The organism is Nostoc sp. DedSLP03, from assembly GCF_034530815.1.
Lineage (GTDB): Bacteria > Cyanobacteriota > Cyanobacteriia > Cyanobacteriales > Nostocaceae > Nostoc.
The window spans coordinates 39,094-64,285 of the sequence record NZ_JAVRCK010000010.1; the positions used below are offsets into that span (position 1 = coordinate 39,094).

General features: G+C 42.3%; 23 protein-coding genes. 9 read left to right on the forward strand and 14 right to left on the reverse strand.

What is annotated here, in order from left to right; genetic code table 11:
• Nucleotides 1–19: 19 nt before the first annotated feature.
• Nucleotides 20–2,752: a BamA/TamA family outer membrane protein gene (locus tag RM368_RS07055; protein ID WP_322693416.1), complete on the reverse strand. Its 2,733-nt coding sequence runs from the start codon at nucleotides 2,750–2,752 to the stop codon at nucleotides 20–22.
• A gap of 176 nt (nucleotides 2,753–2,928) precedes the next feature.
• Complete coding sequence (gene purC, locus RM368_RS07060; protein ID WP_322693417.1) at nucleotides 2,929–3,666, reverse strand: phosphoribosylaminoimidazolesuccinocarboxamide synthase; 738 nt, start codon at nucleotides 3,664–3,666, stop codon at nucleotides 2,929–2,931.
• Nucleotides 3,667–4,305: 639 nt separating this feature from the next.
• On the opposite strand from purC, the gene RM368_RS07065 reads away from it, so the two are divergent.
• The gene (locus tag RM368_RS07065) at nucleotides 4,306–4,581 is read left to right on the forward strand and encodes a hypothetical protein (protein WP_322693418.1); all 276 of its coding nucleotides are present in this window, start codon (nucleotides 4,306–4,308) and stop codon (nucleotides 4,579–4,581) included.
• A gap of 68 nt (nucleotides 4,582–4,649) precedes the next feature.
• Here the strand turns inward: RM368_RS07065 and RM368_RS07070 are convergent, their stop codons facing one another.
• The 5 genes from RM368_RS07070 to RM368_RS07090 all read right to left on the reverse strand — a co-directional run bounded on the left by RM368_RS07070 (nucleotide 4,650) and on the right by RM368_RS07090 (nucleotide 11,105).
• Nucleotides 4,650–7,247: a GAF domain-containing protein gene (locus RM368_RS07070; protein ID WP_322693419.1), complete on the reverse strand. Its 2,598-nt coding sequence runs from the start codon at nucleotides 7,245–7,247 to the stop codon at nucleotides 4,650–4,652.
• Nucleotides 7,248–7,425: 178 nt separating this feature from the next.
• The gene (locus tag RM368_RS07075; RefSeq protein WP_322693420.1) at nucleotides 7,426–8,556 is read right to left on the reverse strand and encodes a glycosyltransferase family 1 protein; all 1,131 of its coding nucleotides are present in this window, start codon (nucleotides 8,554–8,556) and stop codon (nucleotides 7,426–7,428) included.
• A 6-nt stretch (nucleotides 8,557–8,562) separates the two neighbouring features.
• A complete protein-coding gene (locus RM368_RS07080) occupies nucleotides 8,563–9,207 on the reverse strand; it encodes a DUF4291 domain-containing protein (protein WP_322693421.1) in 645 nt (214 codons plus the stop codon).
• 12 nt (nucleotides 9,208–9,219) lie between these two features.
• Complete coding sequence (locus RM368_RS07085) at nucleotides 9,220–10,374, reverse strand: NAD-dependent epimerase/dehydratase family protein (RefSeq protein WP_322693422.1); 1,155 nt, start codon at nucleotides 10,372–10,374, stop codon at nucleotides 9,220–9,222.
• 200 nt (nucleotides 10,375–10,574) lie between these two features.
• Nucleotides 10,575–11,105, reverse strand: a complete 531-nt coding sequence (locus tag RM368_RS07090) for a hypothetical protein (RefSeq protein WP_322693423.1) — start codon at nucleotides 11,103–11,105, stop codon at nucleotides 10,575–10,577.
• A gap of 300 nt (nucleotides 11,106–11,405) precedes the next feature.
• On the opposite strand from RM368_RS07090, the gene RM368_RS07095 reads away from it, so the two are divergent.
• The 3 genes from RM368_RS07095 to RM368_RS07105 all read left to right on the forward strand — a co-directional run bounded on the left by RM368_RS07095 (nucleotide 11,406) and on the right by RM368_RS07105 (nucleotide 13,850).
• Nucleotides 11,406–11,759: a hypothetical protein gene (locus RM368_RS07095; RefSeq protein ID WP_322693424.1), complete on the forward strand. Its 354-nt coding sequence runs from the start codon at nucleotides 11,406–11,408 to the stop codon at nucleotides 11,757–11,759.
• A gap of 87 nt (nucleotides 11,760–11,846) precedes the next feature.
• On the forward strand, nucleotides 11,847–13,358 hold the full coding sequence (locus RM368_RS07100) for an AAA family ATPase (protein ID WP_322693425.1): 1,512 nt from the start codon (nucleotides 11,847–11,849) through the stop codon (nucleotides 13,356–13,358).
• A 141-nt stretch (nucleotides 13,359–13,499) separates the two neighbouring features.
• The gene (locus RM368_RS07105) at nucleotides 13,500–13,850 is read left to right on the forward strand and encodes a DUF1257 domain-containing protein (RefSeq protein WP_094350625.1); all 351 of its coding nucleotides are present in this window, start codon (nucleotides 13,500–13,502) and stop codon (nucleotides 13,848–13,850) included.
• Between the two features lie 192 nt (nucleotides 13,851–14,042).
• On the opposite strand, the gene RM368_RS07110 is transcribed toward RM368_RS07105, so the two are convergent.
• Together RM368_RS07110 and RM368_RS07115 are read right to left on the reverse strand one after the other, a co-directional pair.
• A complete protein-coding gene (locus tag RM368_RS07110) occupies nucleotides 14,043–14,492 on the reverse strand; it encodes a DEAD/DEAH box helicase (protein ID WP_322693426.1) in 450 nt (149 codons plus the stop codon).
• A 213-nt stretch (nucleotides 14,493–14,705) separates the two neighbouring features.
• Entirely contained in the window at nucleotides 14,706–14,828 is a 123-nt protein-coding gene (locus RM368_RS07115; RefSeq protein ID WP_322693427.1) for a hypothetical protein, read from the reverse strand.
• A 34-nt stretch (nucleotides 14,829–14,862) separates the two neighbouring features.
• Here RM368_RS07115 and RM368_RS07120 point away from each other — a divergent pair, with 34 nt between their 5' ends.
• Complete coding sequence (locus RM368_RS07120; RefSeq protein WP_322693428.1) at nucleotides 14,863–16,047, forward strand: AbrB family transcriptional regulator; 1,185 nt, start codon at nucleotides 14,863–14,865, stop codon at nucleotides 16,045–16,047.
• A gap of 82 nt (nucleotides 16,048–16,129) precedes the next feature.
• On the opposite strand, the gene RM368_RS07125 is transcribed toward RM368_RS07120, so the two are convergent.
• From RM368_RS07125 to glsA, 4 genes are all read right to left on the reverse strand, one after another.
• On the reverse strand, nucleotides 16,130–16,624 hold the full coding sequence (locus tag RM368_RS07125; protein ID WP_322693429.1) for a hypothetical protein: 495 nt from the start codon (nucleotides 16,622–16,624) through the stop codon (nucleotides 16,130–16,132).
• 43 nt (nucleotides 16,625–16,667) lie between these two features.
• The gene (locus RM368_RS07130) at nucleotides 16,668–17,738 is read right to left on the reverse strand and encodes an FAD-dependent monooxygenase (protein WP_322693430.1); all 1,071 of its coding nucleotides are present in this window, start codon (nucleotides 17,736–17,738) and stop codon (nucleotides 16,668–16,670) included.
• Nucleotides 17,739–17,994: 256 nt separating this feature from the next.
• Entirely contained in the window at nucleotides 17,995–18,312 is a 318-nt protein-coding gene (locus RM368_RS07135) for a hypothetical protein (RefSeq protein ID WP_322693431.1), read from the reverse strand.
• Between the two features lie 66 nt (nucleotides 18,313–18,378).
• A complete protein-coding gene (glsA, locus tag RM368_RS07140) occupies nucleotides 18,379–19,362 on the reverse strand; it encodes a glutaminase A (protein WP_322693432.1) in 984 nt (327 codons plus the stop codon).
• 899 nt (nucleotides 19,363–20,261) lie between these two features.
• On the opposite strand from glsA, the gene RM368_RS07145 reads away from it, so the two are divergent.
• The 4 genes from RM368_RS07145 to RM368_RS07160 all read left to right on the forward strand — a co-directional run bounded on the left by RM368_RS07145 (nucleotide 20,262) and on the right by RM368_RS07160 (nucleotide 24,802).
• A complete protein-coding gene (locus RM368_RS07145; RefSeq protein ID WP_322693433.1) occupies nucleotides 20,262–21,365 on the forward strand; it encodes a septal ring lytic transglycosylase RlpA family protein in 1,104 nt (367 codons plus the stop codon).
• 201 nt (nucleotides 21,366–21,566) lie between these two features.
• A complete protein-coding gene (locus RM368_RS07150) occupies nucleotides 21,567–23,174 on the forward strand; it encodes a bifunctional pantoate--beta-alanine ligase/(d)CMP kinase (protein WP_322693434.1) in 1,608 nt (535 codons plus the stop codon).
• 515 nt (nucleotides 23,175–23,689) lie between these two features.
• Nucleotides 23,690–24,292 carry a superoxide dismutase gene (locus RM368_RS07155; protein WP_094350617.1) on the forward strand — a complete coding sequence of 201 codons (603 nt, stop codon included), beginning with the start codon at nucleotides 23,690–23,692 and terminating at the stop codon, nucleotides 24,290–24,292.
• A gap of 303 nt (nucleotides 24,293–24,595) precedes the next feature.
• Nucleotides 24,596–24,802, forward strand: coding sequence for a hypothetical protein (locus tag RM368_RS07160; RefSeq protein ID WP_322680752.1), 207 nt, complete (start codon nucleotides 24,596–24,598; stop codon nucleotides 24,800–24,802).
• A 174-nt stretch (nucleotides 24,803–24,976) separates the two neighbouring features.
• Here RM368_RS07160 and RM368_RS07165 read toward each other — a convergent pair whose 3' ends face one another.
• On the reverse strand, nucleotides 24,977–25,180 hold the full coding sequence (locus RM368_RS07165) for a hypothetical protein (protein ID WP_322693435.1): 204 nt from the start codon (nucleotides 25,178–25,180) through the stop codon (nucleotides 24,977–24,979).
• Nucleotides 25,181–25,192: the final 12 nt, after the last annotated feature.

Below are 25,192 nucleotides of genomic sequence, written 5' to 3' on the forward strand. Positions count from 1 at the left end.
ACTAATGACTAATGACAAATTAAAACCTTTCGCCAATACCGAAATTAATCCGACTGTCACCATCATCGTTGATACCGTAGTCAATCCGAATCGGCCCCAGTGGAGATTGGACGCGAACGCCAAGGCCATAACCATAGCCACTGCCATTTTTGTTCAACACTTCAGCAGCCCTAGTACTAGTTCCCAAGTCACTGCCGAGATCAAAAAATAGTGCGCCACTAACTACTGAAAAAACTGGAAACCGATACTCAACTGATGCTTGCACATAAGAGCGTCCACTACCTAATGCTCCTTCTTCATAACCCCGGACGGAGTTACTACCCCCAAGGGTAAAAGCTTCATAGGGAGGCAAGTCACCGACGATGGTTCCTGCTTGCAGGTTAAATGCTAAGGTTTGTGCCCCTTTGCTAAGGCTAATCAGCTTAATGGGTAAATATTGGCTGTAGCTACCCCGCAATCTGGTCAGGAAGATGTTGCCTAGTCCCACAGGGACTGACTGATCGACTCCAAAGCGGAGATAAGAACCACTAGTGGGTTGCAGCGGATTATTACGGAGATCGCGCTGTACCCCTACTTGAAACAGTAGTAAATCGTCTTGACCGCCGCTAGAGAGAGTCAATGGAATTTCATCACTGAGGCGGTTTCCAGTATCATCATCAAATACCGCTCCTGTTTTTCTCAGATTGCCATCAGCATCACGAGCGGAAACTCGTTGATACTGTAAACCCGCTGAGGCAGTCCAGACAGAAGTTTTATAAGGATTGGCAGACAAGGGACGGGTAAAGGTGACACCACCACCTACACGGAGAATCCGGGGGCGATCCTGAGAATCCACATCAGTGGGATTACCCGGATCAAACGTCCTAATATCTTCATCTTTACCATCGAAAATCAACGAAATAGAACTGCGACGGAAAATATTGGTTGTGTAGGAAGTCCGGTAAGGATCTCCTGCGATCCAGGGATCGGTAAACCGCACGTCAAACAGCAGTTCCCGTTCTCCCACCTGTATTTCTGTCCCCAGTTTTTGGTTCCTACCGTTCAGGTTTTGCTGTTGATAACTAACTGTTCCAAAAAGTCCGCTAGCAGAACTAATCCCTGCCCCAGCCGCAATAGAGCCGCTGCTGCGTTCAGCTACATTCACTACTACATCCACCTTGCTGGGGTCGGTACCAGGGTCAAGGGACACATTTACATCTTCAAACAGTCCCAGTCCATACACGCGCTGTAGGTCTTTTTGTACTGTGTTGCGATTGAATACTTGTCCTGGCTTTAACTCCACTTCTCGGGTAATGATGTAATCCTGTGTCCGTCCGCGAATTGGTTGTCCTTTTTCGTCTGTCTCCTGTCCATCTTTGTTGCGGAACCGGACTCTAATATTTTCTACTACCCCTTCTGCTACTTGTAAGGTAACAACTCCGCTTTCAGAGACTTGTGGCGCCCCAATCACGTTAGCTAGGACGTAACCTTGGTCTTGATACCGCTTGTTTAACTGCTTGATGCCTTCTTGCAAGTCACGCAAATTGAGGATTTTGCCATACTGTTCTTTAAATACCTCATCTACAGTATTAGCTGGTAGTACAGAAGGGACACCAGTACCAGGATTGGCTTGCACTTCTACTTTACTGAGGACGGGGTTAGGCTGGACAACAAAGCTTACCCGCACTCCCAAGGGGGTATCTTCTGGCGCTGCTTGGACGTTGGAGAAGAAGCCAGTACCAAAGATAGCGTTAATATCTTCTTGCAGTTGGCTGCGGGTAGTTGTTTGTCCTGGTTGGGTACGAATTACTCTGTAAACTTGCTCTTCCAGCCCTGGTGGTAGTTGCCCAGCTTGGGATCTAACTACTACTTCCGATACCAGTACGCGGGGGTCATTGGCTTCTGGGGCTGTGTTGGGTTGAGTATTGTCCGGAGTTGTCGGTGGATTTACATTCTGGGGACTGGGAGTAGCACCTGGGACTGGAGTATTGCCCGGAGTTGTCGGTGGATTTATATTCTGGGGACTGGGAGTAGCACCTGGGAATGGAGTATTGCCCGGAGTTGTCGGTGGATTTACATTCTGGGGACTGGGAGTAGCACCTGGGACTGGAGTATTGCCCGGAGTTGTCGGTGGATTTATATTCTGGGGACTGGGAGTAGCACCTGGGAATGGAGTATTGCCCGGAGTTGTCGGTGGATTTACATTCTGGGGACTGGGAGTAGCACCTGGGAATAACGTAGGTGTTCTTTGTTGGCTAGCTGGGGGGGGAATATCTGGAGTAGCTGATGGTTCTGGAGTTGTGGGTAATAAAGGTTCTGTTGTCGGTGGATTTACATTTTCTGGGACTGGAGTGGTCTCAGGAGTTAGGGAAGGCGTTGGTTGTTGAATTTCTGGCGGTGGAATGTCTGGAGCCGGAGACGGCTGTTGAGTAGGACTGGAATTAATTTCAGGGGTTTGTGCAGTTCTTGGCGTTGTGGAGGTTGGCACAATTACCTTTGGGGTCGCGCTTGCTGCTGGGTTGGCAGGGTAAATTGCGACGACGCGGGATTGGGGACGCTCTGCCTCTATAGTTGCTGTAGATTTAGGTTGAGATTCTAGACTTTTACTAGAGTTAACCTGACCAGTGTCCTTTTCTGGGTGTTGATTTTTTTCTAGTGTCAAAACTTCTGTTGTCTGTTTGGAATTGTTGGCGGTTTCTGCATTCGCACTCAATGAGCCACCCAAAGGGGCTGCAATTGCTACTGCTGCCAGCAATACGGGAGATAAACGCATTTTACTTATATTCCTCTTCACGACCACACACACACCATCACAAGGCAATAATGCCCTTATGCCAAAGGTAAAATTTCAAAACATAATTTTTTTCTTTTGCTTTTTTACTTTACAAGGCAAAAGGCAAAAGGCAAAAGTTAAATATAATTCCTTCTCACCTTTTGGTTTTTACTTGATTAACTTATAGTTTCTACTGCTTTTAGCACTCTTTGTAAGACCTCCTGGTAGGCATCCTCTACATTTCCTAAGTCTCGGCGAAAGCGATCTTTGTCCATTACCCGGCGGTTTGAGTCTTTTTCTGCGGTATCCCATAAACGACAGGTGTCGGGGCTAATTTCATCTGCCAAGAGTAACTGCTGTTGTGAGTCCAAACCAAACTCTAGTTTGAAGTCTACTAGGGTAATGCCACACTGCTGCCAAAAGTTATTGAGAAATTCATTGATTTGCAATGCAAGATGTGTAATTGCGTCTACTTGTTCCGCAGTCGCCAGTTCTAACAGGTACAGGCGATCGCGTGTCAATAAAGGATCTCCTAATGAATCGTTTTTATAATAGAACTCAACCAAAGGCTGTTTCAGAATTGTACCTACTGGTAAACCAGTTTGCTGACACAAACTGCCAGCAGCAATATTTCTGATCACTACTTCTAAGGGTAAAATCTTTACTGCTCTCACCCGCATTTGATTCGGGGCAGGACTATCGATAAAGTGAGTCTTTATACCAGAATCCTCTAACTGTTTAAAAAGCTGGCTAGAAATGCTACAATTAATTTTTCCTTTTCCTTTGATGTTGCCACGCTTTTGGGCGTTAAACGCCGTGGCATCGTCTTTAAAATCAGCCAACAAGACTTCTGGATCGTCCGTTGTATAAAGAATTTTTGCTTTGCCTTCGTATAATTTGGAATTAACAGACATGATGGCAGGTAGTGTTTTAGGCGACGGACAAAAATTGTCCTTTGAGGCTTCACCATTTTATCTTTAGTTATTAACTATTAACCATTGGTGATTATTTAAGAGGAAGCAGAGGCAGGTTAAAATAAGTAATAACTAATACCCAGACCAATTTTCTCTTGTGGCTCGCTGCTTAATAGCCAGTTGCCAAATATTTATAACTAAATCTCTAACTTTTAACAGAGGACAATTTGCTTTCGGATCTAGTATTTTCATCTAAGTAGTTTTACGCTCATAAATCTAATGAGTTTTGATAAAATAAGTTACTTAGCCATACTAGTATGCCATAATAATTTGTACCTAAAGATTTCGACTGAAGCTAATTACAATTTAAACTTCATAAATAAAGATGAGATAAATTGATAACCAGGAGGAAAATAAAATATTCTCTCTAGTTACTTTGGCGCAAACTTTTTTTGTAATATTTACAACACAAAGTATCTTAAGCTTTATCCTCTAGTATCAAAATCTGAATTAACCAATTCCCGATCGACAATTGGAAAAGGAGTCGGACGATCTGATTTACCCCAATCTGACAAAAGTAAAGATTAGGTTAGCTGGTAATTCAGCTTCAGAAACCCAAACACAAGGTGAATTGAATAAATGGAGAAAAAAATAGTGAACAAGGATGATTTTCTCTTCCCTCGCGGTCGCTACTACGGTCAGGTGAAGCCAGAAAACTTGGTTTTTAATGCAAATCTCCAGGAATTTGCTCAACGGGTAAGTTACATTTGCAACTTAGAGACAGGTGGAAAACTACCTCCAGGTGCAGCTTACGAACAAATAAAGGATCTATGGAAACAGTTGAAACGCTCAAAAAAAGAGCTAGGAATTGGCGAAGATCCCTTTCAAGATGATCGAGGAGAGACTAAAGATTGAATGGGCATGGGGCATGGGGCATGGGGCATAGGGAAAATAACAAATGACAAATGACCAATGACAAATGACTACTTAGTAAGCATTGTCCAGACACCATCCCAGGACTCTGGAGGAGGGGTTTGTTGATAATTACGCGCACGCTCTAGGTGGATATCAACAGCTTGGTCTTGGGGTTGAATGCATTTGGCGGACTCAAAACAGGCGATCGCTTGTGAGAAGTTGCGCGATAAATAAGCAGCGCGTCCAGTATGATAATGAAACAAAAACTCTTGAGTGTTGGTATCTAGGGGAGTATTGCGATCGCCAATTAACTCGTAGATATTCACGGCCTGGTGTTTCCCTTTGACTCGGATTTTATCTAACTGGCGCACCCAAATGCGATCGCTGCACAATTGATAAGTAAATTCGCTTAAAAGAATATCACAACCGTAATCTTTAGTTACCGCTTCCAAACGCGAACTTAAATTTACACCATCTCCAATGACGGTGTAATCCATTCGTTTGCGGGAACCAATATTACCCGAAACCACATCCCCAGAACTAATCCCAATGCCAATACGAATTCGCGGCTGCGCCTGGATAATTCGCCGTTGGTTAAATTCCTCTAAGCGGCGTCTCATATCTAACGCTGACTGCACAGCCCTCCAAGCATGATTTTCTGTCAATGGTAGCGGCGCACCAAATACCGCCATTAAGGCATCACCAATAAATTTATCGAGAGTGCCTTCGTGGTTAAAAACCGCCTCTACCATCGTTTCAAAATACTGATTGAGCAGCAATACCACCTCAGCTGCACCGAGATTTTCCGTAAGTGTTGTGTAGCCACGGATATCAGAAAACAAGATAGTTACTTCCTTGCGTTCGCCTACCATTAAAGCATCTTCCCCTAGAGCCATAACTTGTTCAGCGACATGGGGCGTTAGGTAGCGGGACATGGTAGTTTTCATTCGTTTCTCTTGAGTAATGTCTTCTAAGACCACTAAACCACCACGTACACCGCCTTCTGGGTTAGTCAGGGGATTAACAGTAAGATTGATATTGCGCTCTAATGTTTGTACCTCATTAGAAGTGAGAAACTCAGATTGGAGAGTCAGAGATTGATTCCAAGGAATAAAAGTATCGGGGTTGGTGCGATCGCGCACTGCTAAAATTGAGTACTGAGTGGTGAATGCTAAGTATTGAGTTTCACTTTTAACTCCTAACTCCTCACTCATAACTTGATGCACTCCCAGCATCAAACTTTGCTCTGGCACATAATGTTTCGCTCCAGTTTTCAGACTATCTTCTAGTCGCATTTGGAGATTTTCAATTGGCACAACTTCCCACACTAGACGACCAATCAAATTTTGTTCCCACAAAAGCTTGTTGTTTTTACTATTAGCATCTCCTATCGGACAACCCAGTAACTCTAGGGCTGCATCATTAATCGTGACAATCTGTCCTGCCATATCTGTAGAAATCACGGCATCTGACAGACTTTGTAAAATATCTTTTTGATACTGTTTTTCTAACAGCACATTTTCAAACAGCCGAGCATTTTCTAAGGCAATTCCTGCCTGATTATTAAAAGCCCGCATAAACTCTTCATCAGAAGCAGTAAAACTGCTTTGTTGCTTATTAATTAATTGTGTAACGCCAATCAATTCATTTGCAGAATTAAATACTGGCAAACACAGGATATTGCGAGTTATATAACCAGTTTTTTTATCTGTAGTCGGGTCAAAGCGGGGGTCTTTATAAGCATCGGAAATATTTAAGGCTTCACCAGTGGAAGCTACATATCCAGCAATGCCACGGTTAGCAGGAATGCGAATTTCTATCAAGTTTGTGCCATCTGCTGCTGCTGCAACTTTCGTCCAGAGTTCGTTTAGCTCTTTACGATATAAAAACAGAGTGCTGCGGTCTGCTTGCATTAAAATTCGAGCTTGTTCCATGACTATCTGCAAAGTCGCTTCTAAATCTAAACTTTGCCCCAATGTCTGAGTTGCCCGCAACAAAGCCGTTGCGCCTCTTTGATTCCGAGCCGCTACATAAAAAGATTGGCAGCTTTCCAGGATAATACCAATCGAAGCTGCAAAGTCTCGAAAACGTTCTTCATCATCATGATTAAACGGAACATTCCCGGTTTTATTAGCTAGTTGCACTACCGCTACAGTCTGGTTTTTACTACTGATAACGGGCATACATAAAATATTACGGATTTTGTAGCCCATTTGTTTTTCAAGTTCTGGGCTAAACAGGGGATGAGTATAAGTTTCAGATATATTTAGATATTGACCTGTACTGGCAACATGACCAGGGATACCCACTGTAATGGGAGTACGAATTTCTAAGAATTTTTGGGTATTATCTTGAGGAACTTTTGACCACAGTTGACCTTTGTCATAATCAACTAAAAAAATGGCTGTATGTTCTGCTTGGAGAATTTGACCAATTTTGAGTGTGATAGCTTCTAATACTTTCTCCAACATAGTTTCTAGAGCTTCATTATTGATTAGTTCAATAGCTCTCAGAAATTGCTGGAACTCAGCAGTTATAAAGTCGAGTAAGCAAACAAATTCATTAACAGATAAGTCTTTGACGCGACGCAGTAGGGCATGAGCGCGATTAACTTGAGTCAGTTCAGTTAATGTAGCCAAGACGCTGCCAGAGTTGGGGAGTGTCACGTCGCTTCGCTCCGAATTAAAAATTCAAAATTCAAAATTAATAATCCCCATAAATAAATGGGCTTGTATCATGAGTCTGTTTCGCTCATCGGAATTTCAGATTTTAGATTTTGGGCATAGGGCATGGTTATTAATTCTTCTTCCCCAGCCTCCCCTGCTCCCTCATCTCCCCACTTCCTTATTTTGCCAACTGTTCAGAAAATATCACCTTTTGATAGTAATCTTGTAGCTGCCTGGTAGCAGCTGCCCAACCCCAACTTTCTGCTTCCTGGCGGGCATTTTGACGGATGATATCTCGTTGTTGTTTTTGTTCTAAGAGTCGAACAGTAGCAGCGATGGCTCCTTGAACATCTGCTGTTGGCTCAAAAAGATATCCATTTACTCCATCTGTGACAATATCAGGAATTCCCCCGGAACGGGCTGCTACCACGGGACAGCCAGCAGCCATTGCTTCTAGTAGTACTAAGCCTAGTGTTTCTGTGCGGGAAGGAAAAATGAAGGCATCGGCACTCGCAAAGGCAGAACCTAACTCTTGCCCCATAAGATAGCCAACAAAATAAGTGTTTGTGCCAGCAAAGTGTTTTTGCAATGCTTGACGGTGCGGCCCATCTCCAACCAATGCTAACCGCGCTTCGGGAATCGCTTCTAAAATTGGTTTGATACGCTCAATTTCTTTTTCAGCCGAAAGTCGCCCCACGTAAAGTAATAATGGACTTTCTGGATGATTTTTTGATAGGCGCGATCGCATCTCTACACTAGCTAAATCGGGGTGAAATAATTCCGTATCTACCCCGCGCTGCCATAAATCTACACGTTCAATACCATGTGCTGTCAGTTCCTCCACCATTGCTGTGGAGGTACACAGATTCAAAGCAGCTTGATTATGAGCGCCTTTTAGCAGTTCCCAAAGAAAACCTTCCAGCATCCCTAAGCCGTAATGCTGGAGATATTGGGGTAAATGCGTATGGTAAGACGCTACTAAGGGGATTTTGAGGATTTTGCTATAAAATATGCCAGATAAACCTAAAACTGCTGGATTAACGACATGAATAATATCAGGCTTAAACTCTTCTAAAGCGTAACCAATGGCTGGGCGGGGAAGTGCCATTTTCAATTCTGGGTACAATGGCAGAGGAAAGCCAGTAACGCCGTAAACTTTAGCGCCTTTGTGTTCCGTAATGCCTCCATCAGGGGCAATCACCAATACTTGATTACCACTGCGCTGGAGATGATCGACAGTATGGCGCAGGCGCGTTACAATGCCGTCAACCTTGGGTAAAAAGGTTTCGGTAAACAGGGCAATTCTCATAAAAAACTATTCAGTCCAGGCAGATAATCTCAGCTTTGCTTGCGTTTCGGTATCAAACACAGAATAGACCCTCTCCTGTGGTGTAATCAACTCTGCACAGTCAGATTTAATGTTTTGCCTCTGTTTTTGTACAAAGTCCGAGATATCCTCAATGTTGACAATCCAATCTTTGGCGTAAGCAGCTAGTACTTCACCACGTAACCCTAACTGAATAGCGCGTCTTGCTAATTTTGTCCCAGATGGGTGATGGTCTGGGTCCCATTGTAGGCGAACTTGCGATCGCTTCAATGCTTTTTGCCATACACTTTTTTCAGGATAAAGTTCTGGAATGTAGCTGGAATGAACAGCCGTCGCTAAGATTTCATCAAAAGCCGAACGCTTAATCCAAATAGCTAACACTACCTCTTGCCCATTTTTTGTACCCCATCCAGAACGATACATCATCCAAAGGAAGTTAGGTTTTATCCAACTCATACGCTCAAAACTGAAATCACCACCAAAATGACCGTAGGTGGCGGCAAAGTTACCAATAGCTGGACGATACGCTTGATAAACAACAATTGAATGGTCGTCATATTGCGCTAAAATATGACGACCATTTTCAGGCCAATTACTGACTTGAGTTAAATAAGGTTCTGTTATCAGCCGCACGCAGAGTTTATCCTAATTTCTGTGCCAAGAGACTTTAGGCAGAATTTGTTTAGGATCGACTCGCGTCTGATACTTGATGGCAAAGTTTAACAGAGAATCAAGGAGAGAGTCAGAAAGCAAGTGAGGTTGTAAACCTAAATCGAGCAATTTAGTGTTTTTAGCGTTGAAGTAATGTTCTTCTTTCTCGACTCTGGGATTATCTAGGTGATTGATTTCTACGTTCAATCCCATAGCGTTACCAGCTTTTTTCACCATCAATGCCAAGTCGCCAACGCTGAATTGTTCGGTAAATTGGTTAAATACGCGGAATTCACCAGCTTCGGCGGGGTTAGCGATCGCTAATTCCACACATCTAACTGTATCCCGAATATCCAAAAATCCGCGAGTTTGTCCACCTTTACCGTAGACAGTTAACGGATGTCCAATTGCTGCTTGAATACAAAAGCGGTTTAGTGCAGTACCAAACACACCATCGTAATCTAGCCGATTAATCAATAGTTCGTCCATCCCCGTTTCTTCGGTTAAGACGCCATAAACTACACCCTGATTTAAATCCGTTGCCCGTAATCCCCAAATTCGGCAAGCAAAGTGGATGTTATGACTATCATGCACTTTGCTTAAATGGTACATTGAACCGGGCTGCTTGGGATAAGGTAGGGTATCCTTGCGTCCATTGTGTTCAATGGTGATATACCCTTCTTCGATATCAATATTGGGTGTACCGTATTCGCCCATTGTCCCCAGCTTCACCAAATGACAGTCGGGGAAATCTTCCCGCATAGCGTACAGCAAGTTCAACGTCCCAACTACATTATTGACCTGGGTAACAACTGCATGTTCTCGGTCAATCATGGAAAATGGGGCTGAACGCTGTTCGCCAAAATGCACCAAAGCATTCGGCTGAAATTGCTGTAATGTTTTATGGAGAAACTCGTAATTCGTAATATCGCCGATGAACAAGTCAATCGATTTACCCGTCAAATCTTGCCAGCGCTGGAGACGTTGTTGAATTAGTGCGATCGGAGTGAGAGTTTCGACACCAAGTTCATTATCCCAGTGCCGCCGCACCAAACTATCTAAAATTCCAACTTCATAACCTCGATTGGAAAGGTAAAGAGCAGTTGCCCAACCGCAATATCCATCACCACCAATAACCAGGACTTTCATCTTCACCAGTTTTTACTCGCTGATAGCTAAATCTATCAGGTTTCTGTACCCTCTCAATCATCATTCTGAAAGAGATGTGGATTTTCGGGATTGGGAGTGAGGAGTGAGGAGTGAGGAGTGAGGAGTGAGGAGTGAGGAGTGAGGAGTTAATAGTTCTTATTCTTCCTCTGCACCATGCCCCATGCCCCATACCCCATAACTCAGGACTTCGGAATGCGATACTGCTGGGCAATGTAATAAAAGAAACGATAGTAATTTTGAAATTCTTGGCTCTTGCTTCGTCCCTGCCAGTAGTATTTCACTTGACTCTGAGTTAGTGTCAGTGTCATTGAACCTAGTTGTCGATCGACTTCTACAACCAGTACCCCAGACATTCCTTGGGCGGTTTGAAAGTTGGGTTTTATCTGTTTCACAGATTCTCGATCTGTAACAATAGAATTTGGTAACTGCTGACTTGCCCACCCTCGAATTTCTACTGAGTTATCCTGTGGTGCAATAAACGCAATTCCATCATCATTTGCTGGTGCTGCTAAAGAAGTCCAATTACTCGGATATGGAAATTCAAAGCCATAACGGAAGTTGCTATAAGTTTTCCATGCGATCGCTCCAGCGTTAAAATCATTTGCAGTACAACCCCACAGCATGATTAACAGGGCAATGACTCCGCTAACGCTGGCGGCAAACCGATAAATTCTTCGCCCCAAACTAGAGATTTTATTAGCAGTAGCCATTTACATTACACATTTTGCCAAAGTCACTGATTTCATAGAAATACCAGGAAATACCAGAAACTCTGATATTGCACTATTCTCAATCAGCTAACTAATAATCTGCCACATCAATTTTAAGAGATTCGTAGTGAGCGATTTATCGCTCAATTTCAAGGGCTAGAGCCACTAATGATGATGCCAGCAACCGAAAATATAAATAAATGTAACGAAATAGACGTTAAAACGTTTTACTGTCTTGACAACCAATAAAAGAACCGATAACTTGATATACATACCCGGGTAAGACCGTTAAAGAGTTATATGCAAACGCAAACTAAGCAAAAGGTCACTTTGTATTTATCGCCAGAGTTGCACAGAAAACTGAAGATTCGTTCAGCAGTTGATTCCGAGCCAATGTCAGAACTTGCCGAACGTGCCCTTGGTTTTTACCTATCCAATCAAGAATTGGTTGATGAGTTAGAAGATTCTTCTTATGGGCGGACTCATAGAGTTTATTCATGTCCAACTTGTGATAGCTCGCTAGTCTTACGTGATGGGGAACTGGTTACTTTAGGCAATCAACCAGGAGTAGTTGGTCAAGAGCATCTTTCTCTTAACGAGATGGATGAAGATGAAACCAATCCCAAGAGTGAGGAAGAGTTAGTTCCTTGCTAAATTGCTAAATAGATATTCACAGATCCGGTTGTCTTTACCAGAAGCAATGTCTCTACTGTCTCTATAAGGTCTCAAGTAGGTCGAAGTATGAACGAAGAGCTCAAGATCCTAATTCAAGCTCAATACCCTTTAATCTACCTTGTTACCTCCGAGGAAGAGCGGGCCGAGCAAGCAATTTCCACAATCGCACAGTCATTAAAGCCCCAACGTCGGGTATTTGTTTGGACAGTAACACACGGGATTGTTGAGTACGGTCAACCGCGGAATGTTACCCAACATAATACCGTGTCTCCAGAGGCGGCGATTGAGTGGATTATCCGGCAGAAAGAACCAAGTATATTTATTCTTAAAGATTTACATCCCTTTATAGATGCGCCTGCAACTAACCGATCGCTGCGTGATGCGATCGCTAGTTTCAAAGGTATGCAAAAGAACATCGTTTTGATGTCTCCGATGCAACAAGTACCTATAGAACTGGAAAAAGAAGTTGTCGTTCTCGACTTTACATTGCCAGATATGGCTGAGTTGAATAAAGTCTTAACTCACCATATAGAGCAAAATCGCGGTCGGCGGTTGACAACAGAAGCCAGAGAAAAACTTCTCAGAGCTGCTTTGGGTCTAACTAAAGATGAAGCGGAGAAAGTCTACCGTAAGGCACAGGTAACTAAAGAGCGTTTAACGGAAGATGAAGTAGACATCGTTTTATCTGAGAAAAAGCAACTAATTCGGCGTAATGGCATCTTAGAATATATTGAAGAAGATGAAACTATTGATGCTGTAGGTGGCTTAGAAGAGTTAAAAAGATGGCTCAAGCAACGCTCTAACGCTTTCACAGAAAGAGCGAGAGAGTACGGTTTGCCTCAACCAAAGGGGATGTTAATTTTAGGAGTTCCCGGTTGCGGTAAGTCATTGATTGCTAAAACTACTTCCCGGCTGTGGGGTTTACCACTGTTGCGCTTGGATATGGGGCGAGTCTACGACGGCTCAATGGTGGGACGAAGTGAGGCAAATCTGCGAAACGCCCTGAAAACAGCAGAATCTATTTCCCCAGCGATTTTGTTTATCGATGAATTAGATAAATCCTTTGCTGGTAGTGGAGGTTCATCTGATTCTGATGGCGGGACTTCAAGTAGAATCTTCGGCTCTTTCCTCACCTGGATGCAAGATAAGAAATCACCAGTGTTCGTGATGGCAACAGCCAACAGAGTAGAACGCTTACCTGGCGAGTTCTTGAGGAAAGGACGATTTGATGAAATTTTCTTTGTCGATCTGCCCACACCAGAAGAACGGCAGCAGATTTTCAACATTCATCTGACCAAGCGCCGTGAAGACATCTCTCGATTTGACCTTGAGCAACTAGCCAAGATGTCTGATGGCTTTTCTGGGGCAGAAATAGAACAAGCGATCGTTGCGGCAATGTATGAAGCTTTTGCCCAAGATCGGGAGTTCACCCAACTAGATATTATTGCTGCACTAAAGGCAACATTGCCGCTGTCTCGAACGATGCAAGAACAAGTAACGGCTCTGAGAGATTGGGCCAGACAGCGCGCACGCCCCGCAGCATCCTCCGTAGCTGAATATCAGCGAATGGAGTTTTAAAAGCTTTCCTCTGCCATCCCAGGGGGAAAGGCTAGCAGAAAATGCTAGCAGTTATAAAAAAAGCCGCATCCTGTTAAGCGCGGCTTCGCCCAAAACAAACCGTTGTCGTTTTTCTCAATCTTCTCATTGGAGGAAACCCAAATGTCTCACTTTAGCACCCTGCGTACCAAAATCACCGATGCCGAAATCCTCAAGGCTTCCTTGCGCGACCTCGGTATCAGCGTAAAGACTGAAGCTGATGTCCGTGGTTATAACGGTCAGCGTGTCCGTTCTGACATCGTTGCCGTGTTGGAAGGCGAATATGACCTCGGCTGGTCTCGCAATGGCGATGGTTCTTTTGACCTAATCGCTGACCTGTGGGGCGTTGCTAAGAAGCACAACCAAACCGAGTTGATCAACTCAATCAACCAAAAGTATGCCGTTAACAAAACTTTGGCTGAAGTGAAACAGCGCGGTCTGCAAAACGCCAATGTGAAGTTGGTATTGCAATAACAATTTCTCTGCGCGTTCCCAAAGCTGCACGGGTTAACCATATAAATAGCGGTTAGCCCGCTTTTTTATCGGGACTGAGATTTATTTCTCAGTCCCGATTTTTGATTAGTCTAGTCAATACTAATTTGAAATTAGTAATTTTATTTCATCGTAGTAACATTGATGTATTCAGCATGACAACCAAGGTTGTTTTTAATTGTCTATAGCATCAGTATGTAAATTATTGATGGCTGTTTGTATTGTCATAATGACAATATCATCAGTCAGTTGTATAGATGAGGCTTTTGCATGAGAAGGATTACTAGAAACGCACCGAATATTTAACGTTTTCTTTGGCTCTGGAATATCCTTAGCAGCTTTAAAAAAGGTATCAGATGCTTGATCCAATAGGTAAAATGAAGGAGCTAACCAAAGAATCTTAATATTTTTAGGGATTACATGGTCAGATAACCATCTGACAGCCGTAAATGTCTTGCCAGCACCTGTAGGAAGTACTAAAATTCCACTACCAGGTTTTTCACTACCAAATTTAAACGTTTTACTCAGGGCTTCAAATGCTTCAATTTGATGCTGGAAAGGTGTTTTAGAGTGGTAGTTAACAGATTGATTTCTTAATTGATCAAGATTGATAGATTTGTACATAATGGTGTTGTCCGATTCGGTGGGAGCATCCATTTTCGGCGGATTTACTTTTTTAGATGAACCATATAGTAGGGTTTTCGGAGTATCAAAATTATGTTTCTTCCAAAAGTGGATGCTCCCGATTCGGTTTTACCTAGTGATAATAATTTGACCACTAGATTAGTTTGCCCATAATGTATGCTTCAAACTCTTATGCTTTGAATTTTTTCTCTATCAAACCTGACCTAAATCTAAAATAAATTCACCACTAAAACTAAAACCCTGCACCTGTATCATTTTGCTTCTTTCTGGTAATGTGTAGTGCGCGATCGCATCCCAGAAGATCCACTTTTGCACCTATAGCTTAGACTTAAAAAAAAGCTTAGTATCGATGAATCAAAGTCTAAGTGCTACTCCCAGCCTGGAAAAACACACTCATGAAAATCTTGTTGTTACCAAACAACAGCTATTTAGCAAGCAACTAATTGTCCTTGTCTTGGAAATGCTTCTGGCATTACCTCTGGGTTTACTCCTTGCAAAGTTCCAAATTGGCAGGATTGCCTGGATATTTGGCGGCATTGCGGCTGGTACAGTGGTTCTTCAAGGGTGTCGAATTTTTTATCAATATTCTCCCCAACCTAACCGCACTGCTAGAAAAGTGGGAATGGCACTTGTTGGCTTAACTGTTGGCGCTTCCAATTCCCACGCTAATCTAGCTAGTATTGCTTCCGGTATTCCTATATTTATTTTTCTTACCTTATTTCTGCTGCTGAGTGGAGGCTGTATCGGTTACATTTACTCTCGCATCAGCAAAACTAACTTATTTACAGCAATGCTGGCTACAGTTCCTGGCGGTGTCGGAATTATGGCAGCGATCGCAGCCGATTACAATAAAAATGTTAGCTTGGTTGCCCTAGTTCAGGCGATTCGCGTTACCTGTGTAGTTGTTCTAATTCCCTTCATCGCTAAGACATCAGCTGGTAATGATTATCCGCAAACACTTCCAATCAACACTGTTTGGCTCAATCTCGATCCATCTCAACTAGAATTACTCTTGTTAGTACTGGTAATTACTGGATTAGTAGTTTATCCAGCTATATTATTTAAAATACCTGCTGGCGATTTCTTTGGTGCATTGCTGATTGGTATCGGGTTTAATCCTTTGCTACATTGGCTGCCTTTTGTCGGTGATATTAGCTTTAGTCCGCCGCCAATAATAAACTTATTGGGTCAAATGCTCCTGGGAATTACGATTGGTGAATATTGGGGAGACAAGCCCAATTTTAGAAAGCGGACTGTCGGCTATGCCTTGATGTCTGTAGGAATGACTCTCGTAGCCGGGGCGATCGCTGCTATACTTGCAATGCAATTAACCTCTTGGGACTGGTTAACGTGTCTCTTAGTCACAGCACCAGGAGGATCGGCAGAAATGATCTTAGTTTCGCTTGCATTGAATCATAATGTTGAAATTGTCACAACTGGTCATTTAGTACGATTAATTGCGATTAATAGTTCTCTACCGCTTTGGCTGTTTTTGTTTCGCCGTCTGGATAAGCAACTTTCTGAAACAGTTTAATTTTATTAAAAATAAAGGTCAAATCACCCAATTTTGCTCAATTGCAACCTTCTTTGCTCAAATCTAGGACTATCTAATCTATTTAGGAAAAACGAGTTTCTTCAATAAAAGAGATACTATCGAAAATACCATCTTTCAAAGCTTGTGCACTACGAACTCGGTGATTTTCATCGAGTAAAGTTACTGTTTCTATAAATGTAATCAGCGCGTTATCTTGAGCTTTCGTCATCCGAAAGTAAATTGTGTTTTGACCTACATCCAAAGCGGTTCCAGAAAAATCAGAATAATTGCTAGAAAACCATTTCAGAATTTTATCTTCAAAGTATCCTTCAAAATTAAGCTGGAGATGAGAGCCATCTGAGTATTCATAATTGTTAACTTGTCGGTACTGACTCCCCTCAATCGAGATGGTAATAGTAACGAAAAAGCTGCCAGAAAAATGTCCGCGTTTATCAGTTTTGATAAACTCACCTTTCCAAGTGCCAATATGACGTGTAAAAATTTCTGGAACTTTCTCCAGATCGACAGATATCGTCGAGGTGATGATATCTTCGTTAATTACAGGATCGTTACTCATTAAATTTAGATAAAAACTAATTTTACTTTAAGTTTCGCCTTGGCTAACGACGACCAATTTTCTGGCTCATTTCCCGACTCGTGCGTTGATATTCGTGGACAATGGGTAATCTTTCCGTCTGATAATTTTCCAGAGCTTCGGCAATATTAGTACTAGACGTGAGATGTTGTGTTAAAGCCAAACCATCTTCCCAACCTGAAGTCATGCCTCTAGCGCGAGTTGGACTTTTTGCGTGAGCCGCGTCACCAATTAAAATAACGCGACCATCAGACAATTGAGGCAAAGGATCGATGTCATAGGAATAACGACAGATAATATTTTCCACAGGGGTTGACTCAATTAAATTTCGTGCATCCTCTGGGAGTTTAGCTAATTCTTCGGGAGGAATAGATATATCAGTCGGTTGTAGTGCGCCTATTTCAGAACCCGTCTGCTCTTTTTCGATAAAGAAACCCCAATGAGTCAGATTTCCGCCAATATGAAAGAAATTTGCATAAATTCCCCGACCGCGTACATAAACAAAAAAGTTTCCTTCTGGACAGAAGCTATTATCTGTCACAATCCCTCGCCAAACTAGATCGCCTAAATAGCATAGTTTTACATTCGGAACCACAAACTGCCGAACCTTAGAAAGAATGCCATCAGCACCCACTATCAGATCCCCTTCCCAGTGACTTCCATCTTTAAAGTGTGCGATCGCACTATTCTCAGTCTGCGTTATCGAAGCTAATTGAGCGTTAAAATGAATATTATTAGCGGGTAAAGTATCAATAATTGCTTCTAAAATCGCTTTCCGGTGTACGAGCATTCCTGGTAGTTCATCTTCAGCATAGGTGACGGTTTCTGAATTGATAAATCCACCTTTAAGGTTGCGAAACTCAAAGTATTTTACAGGATCGCCTGAGTTAATAATTTTTTGGCTGATTTGAGGGTTTCCTTGATGAAGTGCTTGCATACCTGATTGGACAATCAAAATACCACATCCATCGGTACGAACTACAGGCGCTTTTTCAAACAAGTCAACTTGAAACCCTTCTTGAATAAGCAAACTGGCAAGATAAGCTCCTGATGTCCCTGCGCCGATAATACCTATCTTGCTGTTGGAAGAAACCATCTCTGACTCTCTTGATTTAATCTTGTTTAGATGATACTTGATTGAGATATTATCTTAAATAGTAAGCCAAAAAGTTGTTTATAGAGCGATGCCTGCGGTGGTCACTGAGCTTTGTCGAAGTGCGGGCTACGCTTACGCTAATAATCAGCTGTGTTTAACTGAAATGAAAAGGCTCAAGTAGTTATTAAACTTATAACAAGCTCAATAATACATCCAGCTAAAAGCAAATAAATTTCATATTTAATTGATATCTCATTTAAGCTGGCGGTTGTATCTTTTGAAGTTCTTTAATTGCTTCGATATGGGCTTGATTTACCTTCGTATGCTCCTCTACTGCTTCTGAATATACATCTGTTGAAGGATCTTCTATTAGTCTGTGCGCCAAATCTTGAAATTTCTGCGCGTGTTCGTGCATGGTTTTTCCATAGGCTTCGATACGTTCTTTTTGTTCGGGATCGATTTGGTCATCTGTTTCTAAACTCTTACCCAACTCTTGTATCTCTTGGCTATGCTCAATTGCTTTTTGAGCATGTTTTTGTGTTGCCTTTATAGTCTGCTTTGAAACTTTATGCATAATATTAATCCCGACTCTCGTCTTAAAATAACTATAAAATAAAATTCCTCTACCCCTTTGCTTCTTTCAACCAAATTTCGCCTCTTGACCTGAACAATCAAATAGATGTAAACCTAACTGTTGAGAAAGTTCTTCACACACCTTTACCCCCCGCACACTATTACCACGCACATCTAGCAGTGGTGAAAAAACTCCAATGCCCATCTTATTGGGCACAACGGCAATAATCCCACCAGAAATACCGCTTTTCGCCGGAATCCCAATTTTATAAGCCCACTCACCTGCAAAGTTGTACATCCCGCAGGTATACATCACACTCAGAATATCTTTAATATAACGCTTATCTACCGCCTGTTCTTTGTTAATCGGGTTAATACCTCTGTTAGCCAGAGTAGCCGCCATCACTGCTAAGTCTTGACAATTCACCATCACAGCACACTGCTGGAAATAAAGATCCAGCGCCTCTTCAATGTTTCGGTCAATCATGCCAAAGTTGAGCATCAAATGTGCCATTGCGCGGTTGCGATGTCCTGTACTCCGTTCTGAGGTAAAAACTGAAATATCAACGAACACGTCGCGGCTAATATATCGGCGAAACATATCCAGCATCCGGTTGAGGCGTTCGGTTGGGCCAGAACCTTTGATTAAACTAGTGGTGGCGATCGCACCTGCATTTACCATTGGATTATAAGGTCGCTTCGATTGCTCATCCAAAACAATCGCGTTGAATGCATCTCCCGTCGGTTCAACGCCAACTCTAGTTAAAACATAATCCAGTCCATGATCTTCTAAGGCAAGTCCATAAGCAAACACCTTAGAAATTGACTGAATGGTAAAAAGTTGCTCGTAGTCCCCAACTTTATAAACCTGACCGTCTACTGTCACAATGCAAATGCTGAACAACTCCGGGTTTGCCTTTGCCAGTTCGGGAATGTATTTCGCTACTGCACCTTCTTGCAGAGACTTGTACTGGGAATGTAACTCGTTGAGAACAGCTTTTAATGGCGATGGTTCTATTTCTATATCTCCTGGATGTGCTTGGTTTGTCATTAGGCTGATGGCATTTCCCAAAATACTTACTATATATAGAAGAGGTGCAGCTGTACATACCTACAGTTACAAAGATTTTGTCAATAACAGCTTGCTCTCAAAAATCATACTTGAGCAATTACTGAAATTAAACGAAATGCAATGTATTTTTTATTACAAGCAATATTTGTTGTTTAAGCGATCGCAAAGTTTTATTAATTTTTAAGTTATTAATCCTGAAAAATATTTCTTTGGGTATTATCCTTTTTTTTATACTCAGCAATACGGTTACGTAAAGTTATATTTATTACCAGCATCAGTCTAGTTATGGAGAATAAAAGTAATGATTGATGTAAGTAGAAAAAACTTTGAAAAAAGATATCAGACTCAAACTAATTTGCATAATTTTTTAAGATGTAACTCAGCTCGTGACTTATTCATAGTTAAATCTAAATATTTCCTTAAATAAATGATTTTAGGTATTTATGCCGATGCTATTTAATTAAAGTTGTATTACCTTCTTATAGGAAATAGCCAATACGAATGTAATCTAGAATACACGAATAGTTGCGAGCCTTTAGGAGTGATGTGAATAGGGTATCGCTACTTTAGTGTGAAATAAACGTAAAGTTTTTTTAAGAAATTTTTGACTTACACAAAAAAGCGTTACATAGCCAAAGTCCTCTTTTGAGAAAGGTTTCGACCTTCAAATTGGAATGGGAATTTGAGAAAGTGGCCCATAGTTACGCTAAAACCCTGATCCCCAAGCTAAAAGGTTCGTGTTAGTCTGTTGCAGTTATAAAGAACAAAGTGAAAACGGAACGAGTTCGAGTTTTTCAAAAGGGAAATCACTTTCATTAGCGATCGATCCCGCAAGTTATAAAACTTTAAGTTCTACAGTCGCTTTCAAAAACGGACGCATGAATCAAAGACATTTGTGGACTATTGTTGCCCTGTTTATGGCTGTTTTGGGAGTACCCTCAGTCGGTTGCACTCAAACCACCAAAGGAAATGCGCTAGCATCCCAAAAATCACCCGCTCCTGATGTGGTTAAGGTGGGAGAGTACCAATCAACAGCAGGGAAACAAACCTTGGATGCTGTGATTACAGAAATTCATCCTCACAACATTAAAGGACGTAAGGCGGCAACCCTTTTTATCAAAAATATACCTGTTCTCACCTTTTTGAGTTCTGTATCAAATACGAATCTTGAGACTAAAAAAGTTGGTGCAATTGACAATACTGGGGGCGTACAAGGGTACGCCCTTATTGCTAGCAATTCATCAAATGCATTGAATACTGGGAACGCAACAGATGCGAGTAACCAGATTAGCTCCACTGACAACGATCCGGTTCAGATAGCTGGTGTAGTAGCAGCTAAGATCAACCAGTTGAATCGAGAAAACGTGGACGGGAGTAAGATTACCGTCAGTTGGAAAGCAGGGGAAAAATCTACTGCCAATCAAGCGCAAAACAAAAGCGTCCCTGTCCAGCAAGATGGCGATCGCTATGTAATTAAAATTAATGGCGAAGAGTTGGTCGAAATCAGCGAAGGTACGCGATTAGCAGGTAGTACCAACGATCTAGCGCAAGATGCATTGCAAGCAACCAATCGCTTGCGGAGACTATTAGGCAATGCATCTCCCCTAAAAGAGATTGCAAATTTACCAGTTCGTCAACAAATATCAATACCAAAGCTGCCTCAACAGGTTGCTGTCGGAGTAGTACAAGCCACCCTCAGAGGCATAGCTTCTTATTACGGCTATGACGGTTCTGGTAATCGCACTGCTAGCGGCCAGAGATTTAATCCAGAAGGAATGACTGCCGCTCATCGCAGTTTACCCTTTGGCACAAAAGTTCGTGTAACCAATACCCGCAATGGTCGTTCTGTAGTGCTGCGAATTAATGACCGGGGTCCATACATTCGTGGTCGAGTCATTGACGTGTCTGCCGGCGCGGCTCGAATTTTGGGAATGATGGGCAGTGGCGTAGCGCCAGTGCATATTGAAGTATTGGGGAAATAATCTAGGGACTGGGGACTGGGAATTAGGGGCTGGGGACTAGGAAAAAGTATTTTCAATCCCCAATACCCAATACCCAATACCCAATCCCCATTAGCCAATCCCAGTTCCGTATCACTTAATTCCCCTAGTTCAATCAACTCTTCCCTCTATTTCGGATATAAACTAACGGGGGAGGGATCGATAAGAACTAGGGGTATTTTTGTGCGCCTGCTGACAACAGTCGCAGCTTTACGCTGCTATTTAACTAAACGCTGCTCAGAAAACAAGCTAATTGCGATTGCTGAGGATCTGAGATTAGATGAAATGACTGGCTGGTATCAGACGGCAGTCGGTCTGGTGCCAACGATGGGAAATTTGCATCAAGGTCATTTAAGCTTGATCCAACGGGCGCGGCACGAAAATTCTACGGTGATTGTGAGTATTTTCGTCAATCCCCTGCAATTTGCTCCTAACGAGGATTATCAACGCTATCCTCGCACTTTAGAGCAAGACCAACAACTTTGCGAACAAGCTGGGGTAGATGCCATTTTTGCACCGACTCCGGAAGAAATGGCTGTTCCTCAGAAGAGTATACAAGAATCAAAGGTTACACAAGTTATCCCTCCATCTGCTATGATGACAGGCTTGTGTGGTCGTTCTCGGCAAGGTCACTTTCAGGGTGTCGCTACGATTGTTACCAAACTTTTCAATTTGGTACAGCCTGACCGTGCCTACTTTGGTGAAAAGGATGGTCAGCAACTAGCAATTATTAAACGCTTAGTAGCTGACTTAAATTTGCCAGTAGAAATTGTTGCTTGTCCAACAGTACGGGAAGCGTCGGGTCTGGCGTTCAGTTCTCGCAATCAATATTTGACTGCAACGGCAAAAGAGCAAGCAGCAGTCTTATATCGTGGCTTGCAACGAGCTGAAGCTGCATTCATTGCAGGCGATCGCAATAGCAACAAGTTGATAGCAGTGGTACAGCAAGAAGTGGCAATGGTCAGCACGGTCTCAGTGGAATATATTGAATTGGTTGAACCGACTACGTTGATGTCTTTAGAAAAAGTTGAGGAGGAAGGAATGTTGGCGATCGCAGCTCGTTTTGGTGCTACACGTTTGATTGACAATATCATATTGCGCGATCGTCAACCCATTATCGCCATTGATGGCCCAGCCGGGGCTGGAAAATCCACAGTGGCGCGGCAAGTGGCAGCAAACCTGAGTTTAGTGTATTTAGATACAGGAGCGATGTACCGTGCTGTCACTTGGTTAGTACTGCAAAAGGGTATTGCGATTGACGATGAGTGTGCGATCGCCGAATTAGCTAATCAGTGTAAAATTGAACTGATTCCCACCCAGGATTTACATTCGTCCGTGCAGGTTTGGATTGATGGTGCTGATGTTACCCAGGCAATTCGCACGATTGAGGTAACTTCTCTTGTATCTGCGATCGCAGCACAAAGCGCTGTCCGTCAAGCACTGGTTAAACAACAGCAAAGTTGGGGTAAAAGAGGTGGTTTAGTTGCTGAAGGTCGGGATATTGGTACTCACGTATTTCCCGATGCCGAAGTTAAAATCTTCTTAACTGCTTCTGTTAGCGAACGCGCCCGTCGCCGCCAGCAAGACTTTAACACCCAAGGTCAACCGGAAGTGAGTTTAGAGCAGTTGGAACACGACATCGCCGAACGTGACTGGAAAGATAGTACACGCAAGGTTTCTCCTTTGCAGAAAGCAGCAGATGCGATCGAACTTCAAACTGATGGTTTGGACGTGTCTGAAGTCACGGCACAAATCGTTAACTATTACCAACAGCGTTTATCTCAGTATTAATTGCTGCTATTTGCTGTTAGTTTTTTAGTTTCAAAGGGTGGTGAGTGATTATTCACTTACCATCCTTAAAACTGTATTTAAAAATAAATATAGATAAGTTAACTATCGGTTATTTTAATTTGAAAATTAACACTATAGTAGTAAGTGTAAATATTTATTAAATTAACTTACACTTCTTTAAAGACTAAATCATCTCGCTTTCGACTGATTTTTCAAATCGTAATTAATCTTACTAAAGATAGAAGTATTAAAGTTTTAATTGCTAAATGCTATTTAGTTATTAGCCCTTCGTTATAAGATATTAGTCATTTTTATTTATAGTCAGGAATCGCTAGCGATTTGACTTATCAACAAAGTACTTTGTTTCTGTCTTCACTTTGGTAGTAGAATGACGATGTTAAGTTTTATGTTTCACTAATCAAAGGCATAAAACCACTAAAAATAAAAGCTATTAATTTCCCAAACTTCTGCAATAGCTTACAAACTAGAAACCGGTAAAGAGAGGATTTGACACAATGGCATTTGTACAGCCCCCACTACCCTTTGAAAAAGATGCTCTAGAGCCTTTTGGCATGAAAGCTGAAACTTTTGAGTATCACTATGGCAAGCATCACAAAGCTTATGTAGACAACCTCAACAAGCTTACTGAAGGTACAGAACTTGCTGATAAGTCCCTAGAAGAAGTAATCAAAATTTCTTTCCAAGACTCCTCTAAGGTGGGAATCTTCAACAACGCTGCCCAAGTTTGGAACCACACCTTCTTCTGGAATTCTTTAAAACCACAAGGTGGTGGTACACCCACAGGTGAACTCGCAGCCAAAATCGATAAAGATTTTGGTAGCTTTGACAAATTCAAGGAAGAGTTCTCTAACGCGGCTGCAACTCAATTCGGCAGTGGGTGGTCTTGGCTGATCGATGATGGTGGTACGCTAAAGGTGATCAAAACACCAAATGCAGAAAATCCCCTAGCTCATGGTAAGAAGGCACTCTTAACCTTGGATGTTTGGGAACACGCCTACTACATCGACTATAAAAACGCCCGTCCAGCGTTCATCAAGAATTTCCTAGAAAACTTGGTCAACTGGGACTTTGCTGCTGAAAACTTGGCTAAAGCTTAATTACTTGCCAGTTTTGAACTGGCTGCGATGTCTTTTAGTTAGCTAATTTGCGGCTACGTAGTTTGTGCCAGATATCTAAAGTAGAAATAATTCACTTAACACCTTTGTCAGCAGTCACGACAGTAGTCAGTCAAGTTTAAATTGATGGGTAAATGAGTTCGTAGTAAGGACTTTAGTCCTTATTTTCTAAGCACTAAAATGCTGACTACAAACCCTGAAAACTAGCTTGACATTATACTAATGTCGTGACTGTTTTTGGTTAGGTGTTGAGGAGGATGGTAGAGAAAGCAAAATATAAAATATATGGATAGCAAAGAACTAGCGCAATACATCGAAGCAACGAATAGCATCTCTAAACCTTGGGTATTGATACAACTGCGTCTCAAAAAATTGCAAGAGCGTCGAGCCACTCTGACAAATGATGTTTATACCAAAGAATTAGAAGATATTTACCAAGACTTGATGAAATTAGGTGAATGGTGGCGCGGTATTGAAGATGAGGTATTTTAAAGTGAGGAGTTATGAGTTATGAGTTTTGCTAACTTTTAACTCCTAACTCCTAACTCTTAACTTAAAACACAACCTGATGGCTCAAGCTCTCGATCAAGTCGATTACGATACTCTCGATGCTGCAAAACGACGCTTCATCGATGCTGCAAAACGCACACTTGGCTTTGCAAGCACTTATGGCATCGTCCCCGCATCAGGTCTGGGAGCAAGTGCTAACGCTTTCAGCTTCAACCTCGCTCCATTTCTAGAGGCGGGGGCTAGAGAACTTTCGATGACACTTGTGCCGGAAGGACTAGGCACAGCAGACGATACCCGTCCTGACGATCTTTCTGAAGAAGAACTTCGACGATTCTGGTGGAATATTGGGATTAAGATCATCTCGTGTCTGAC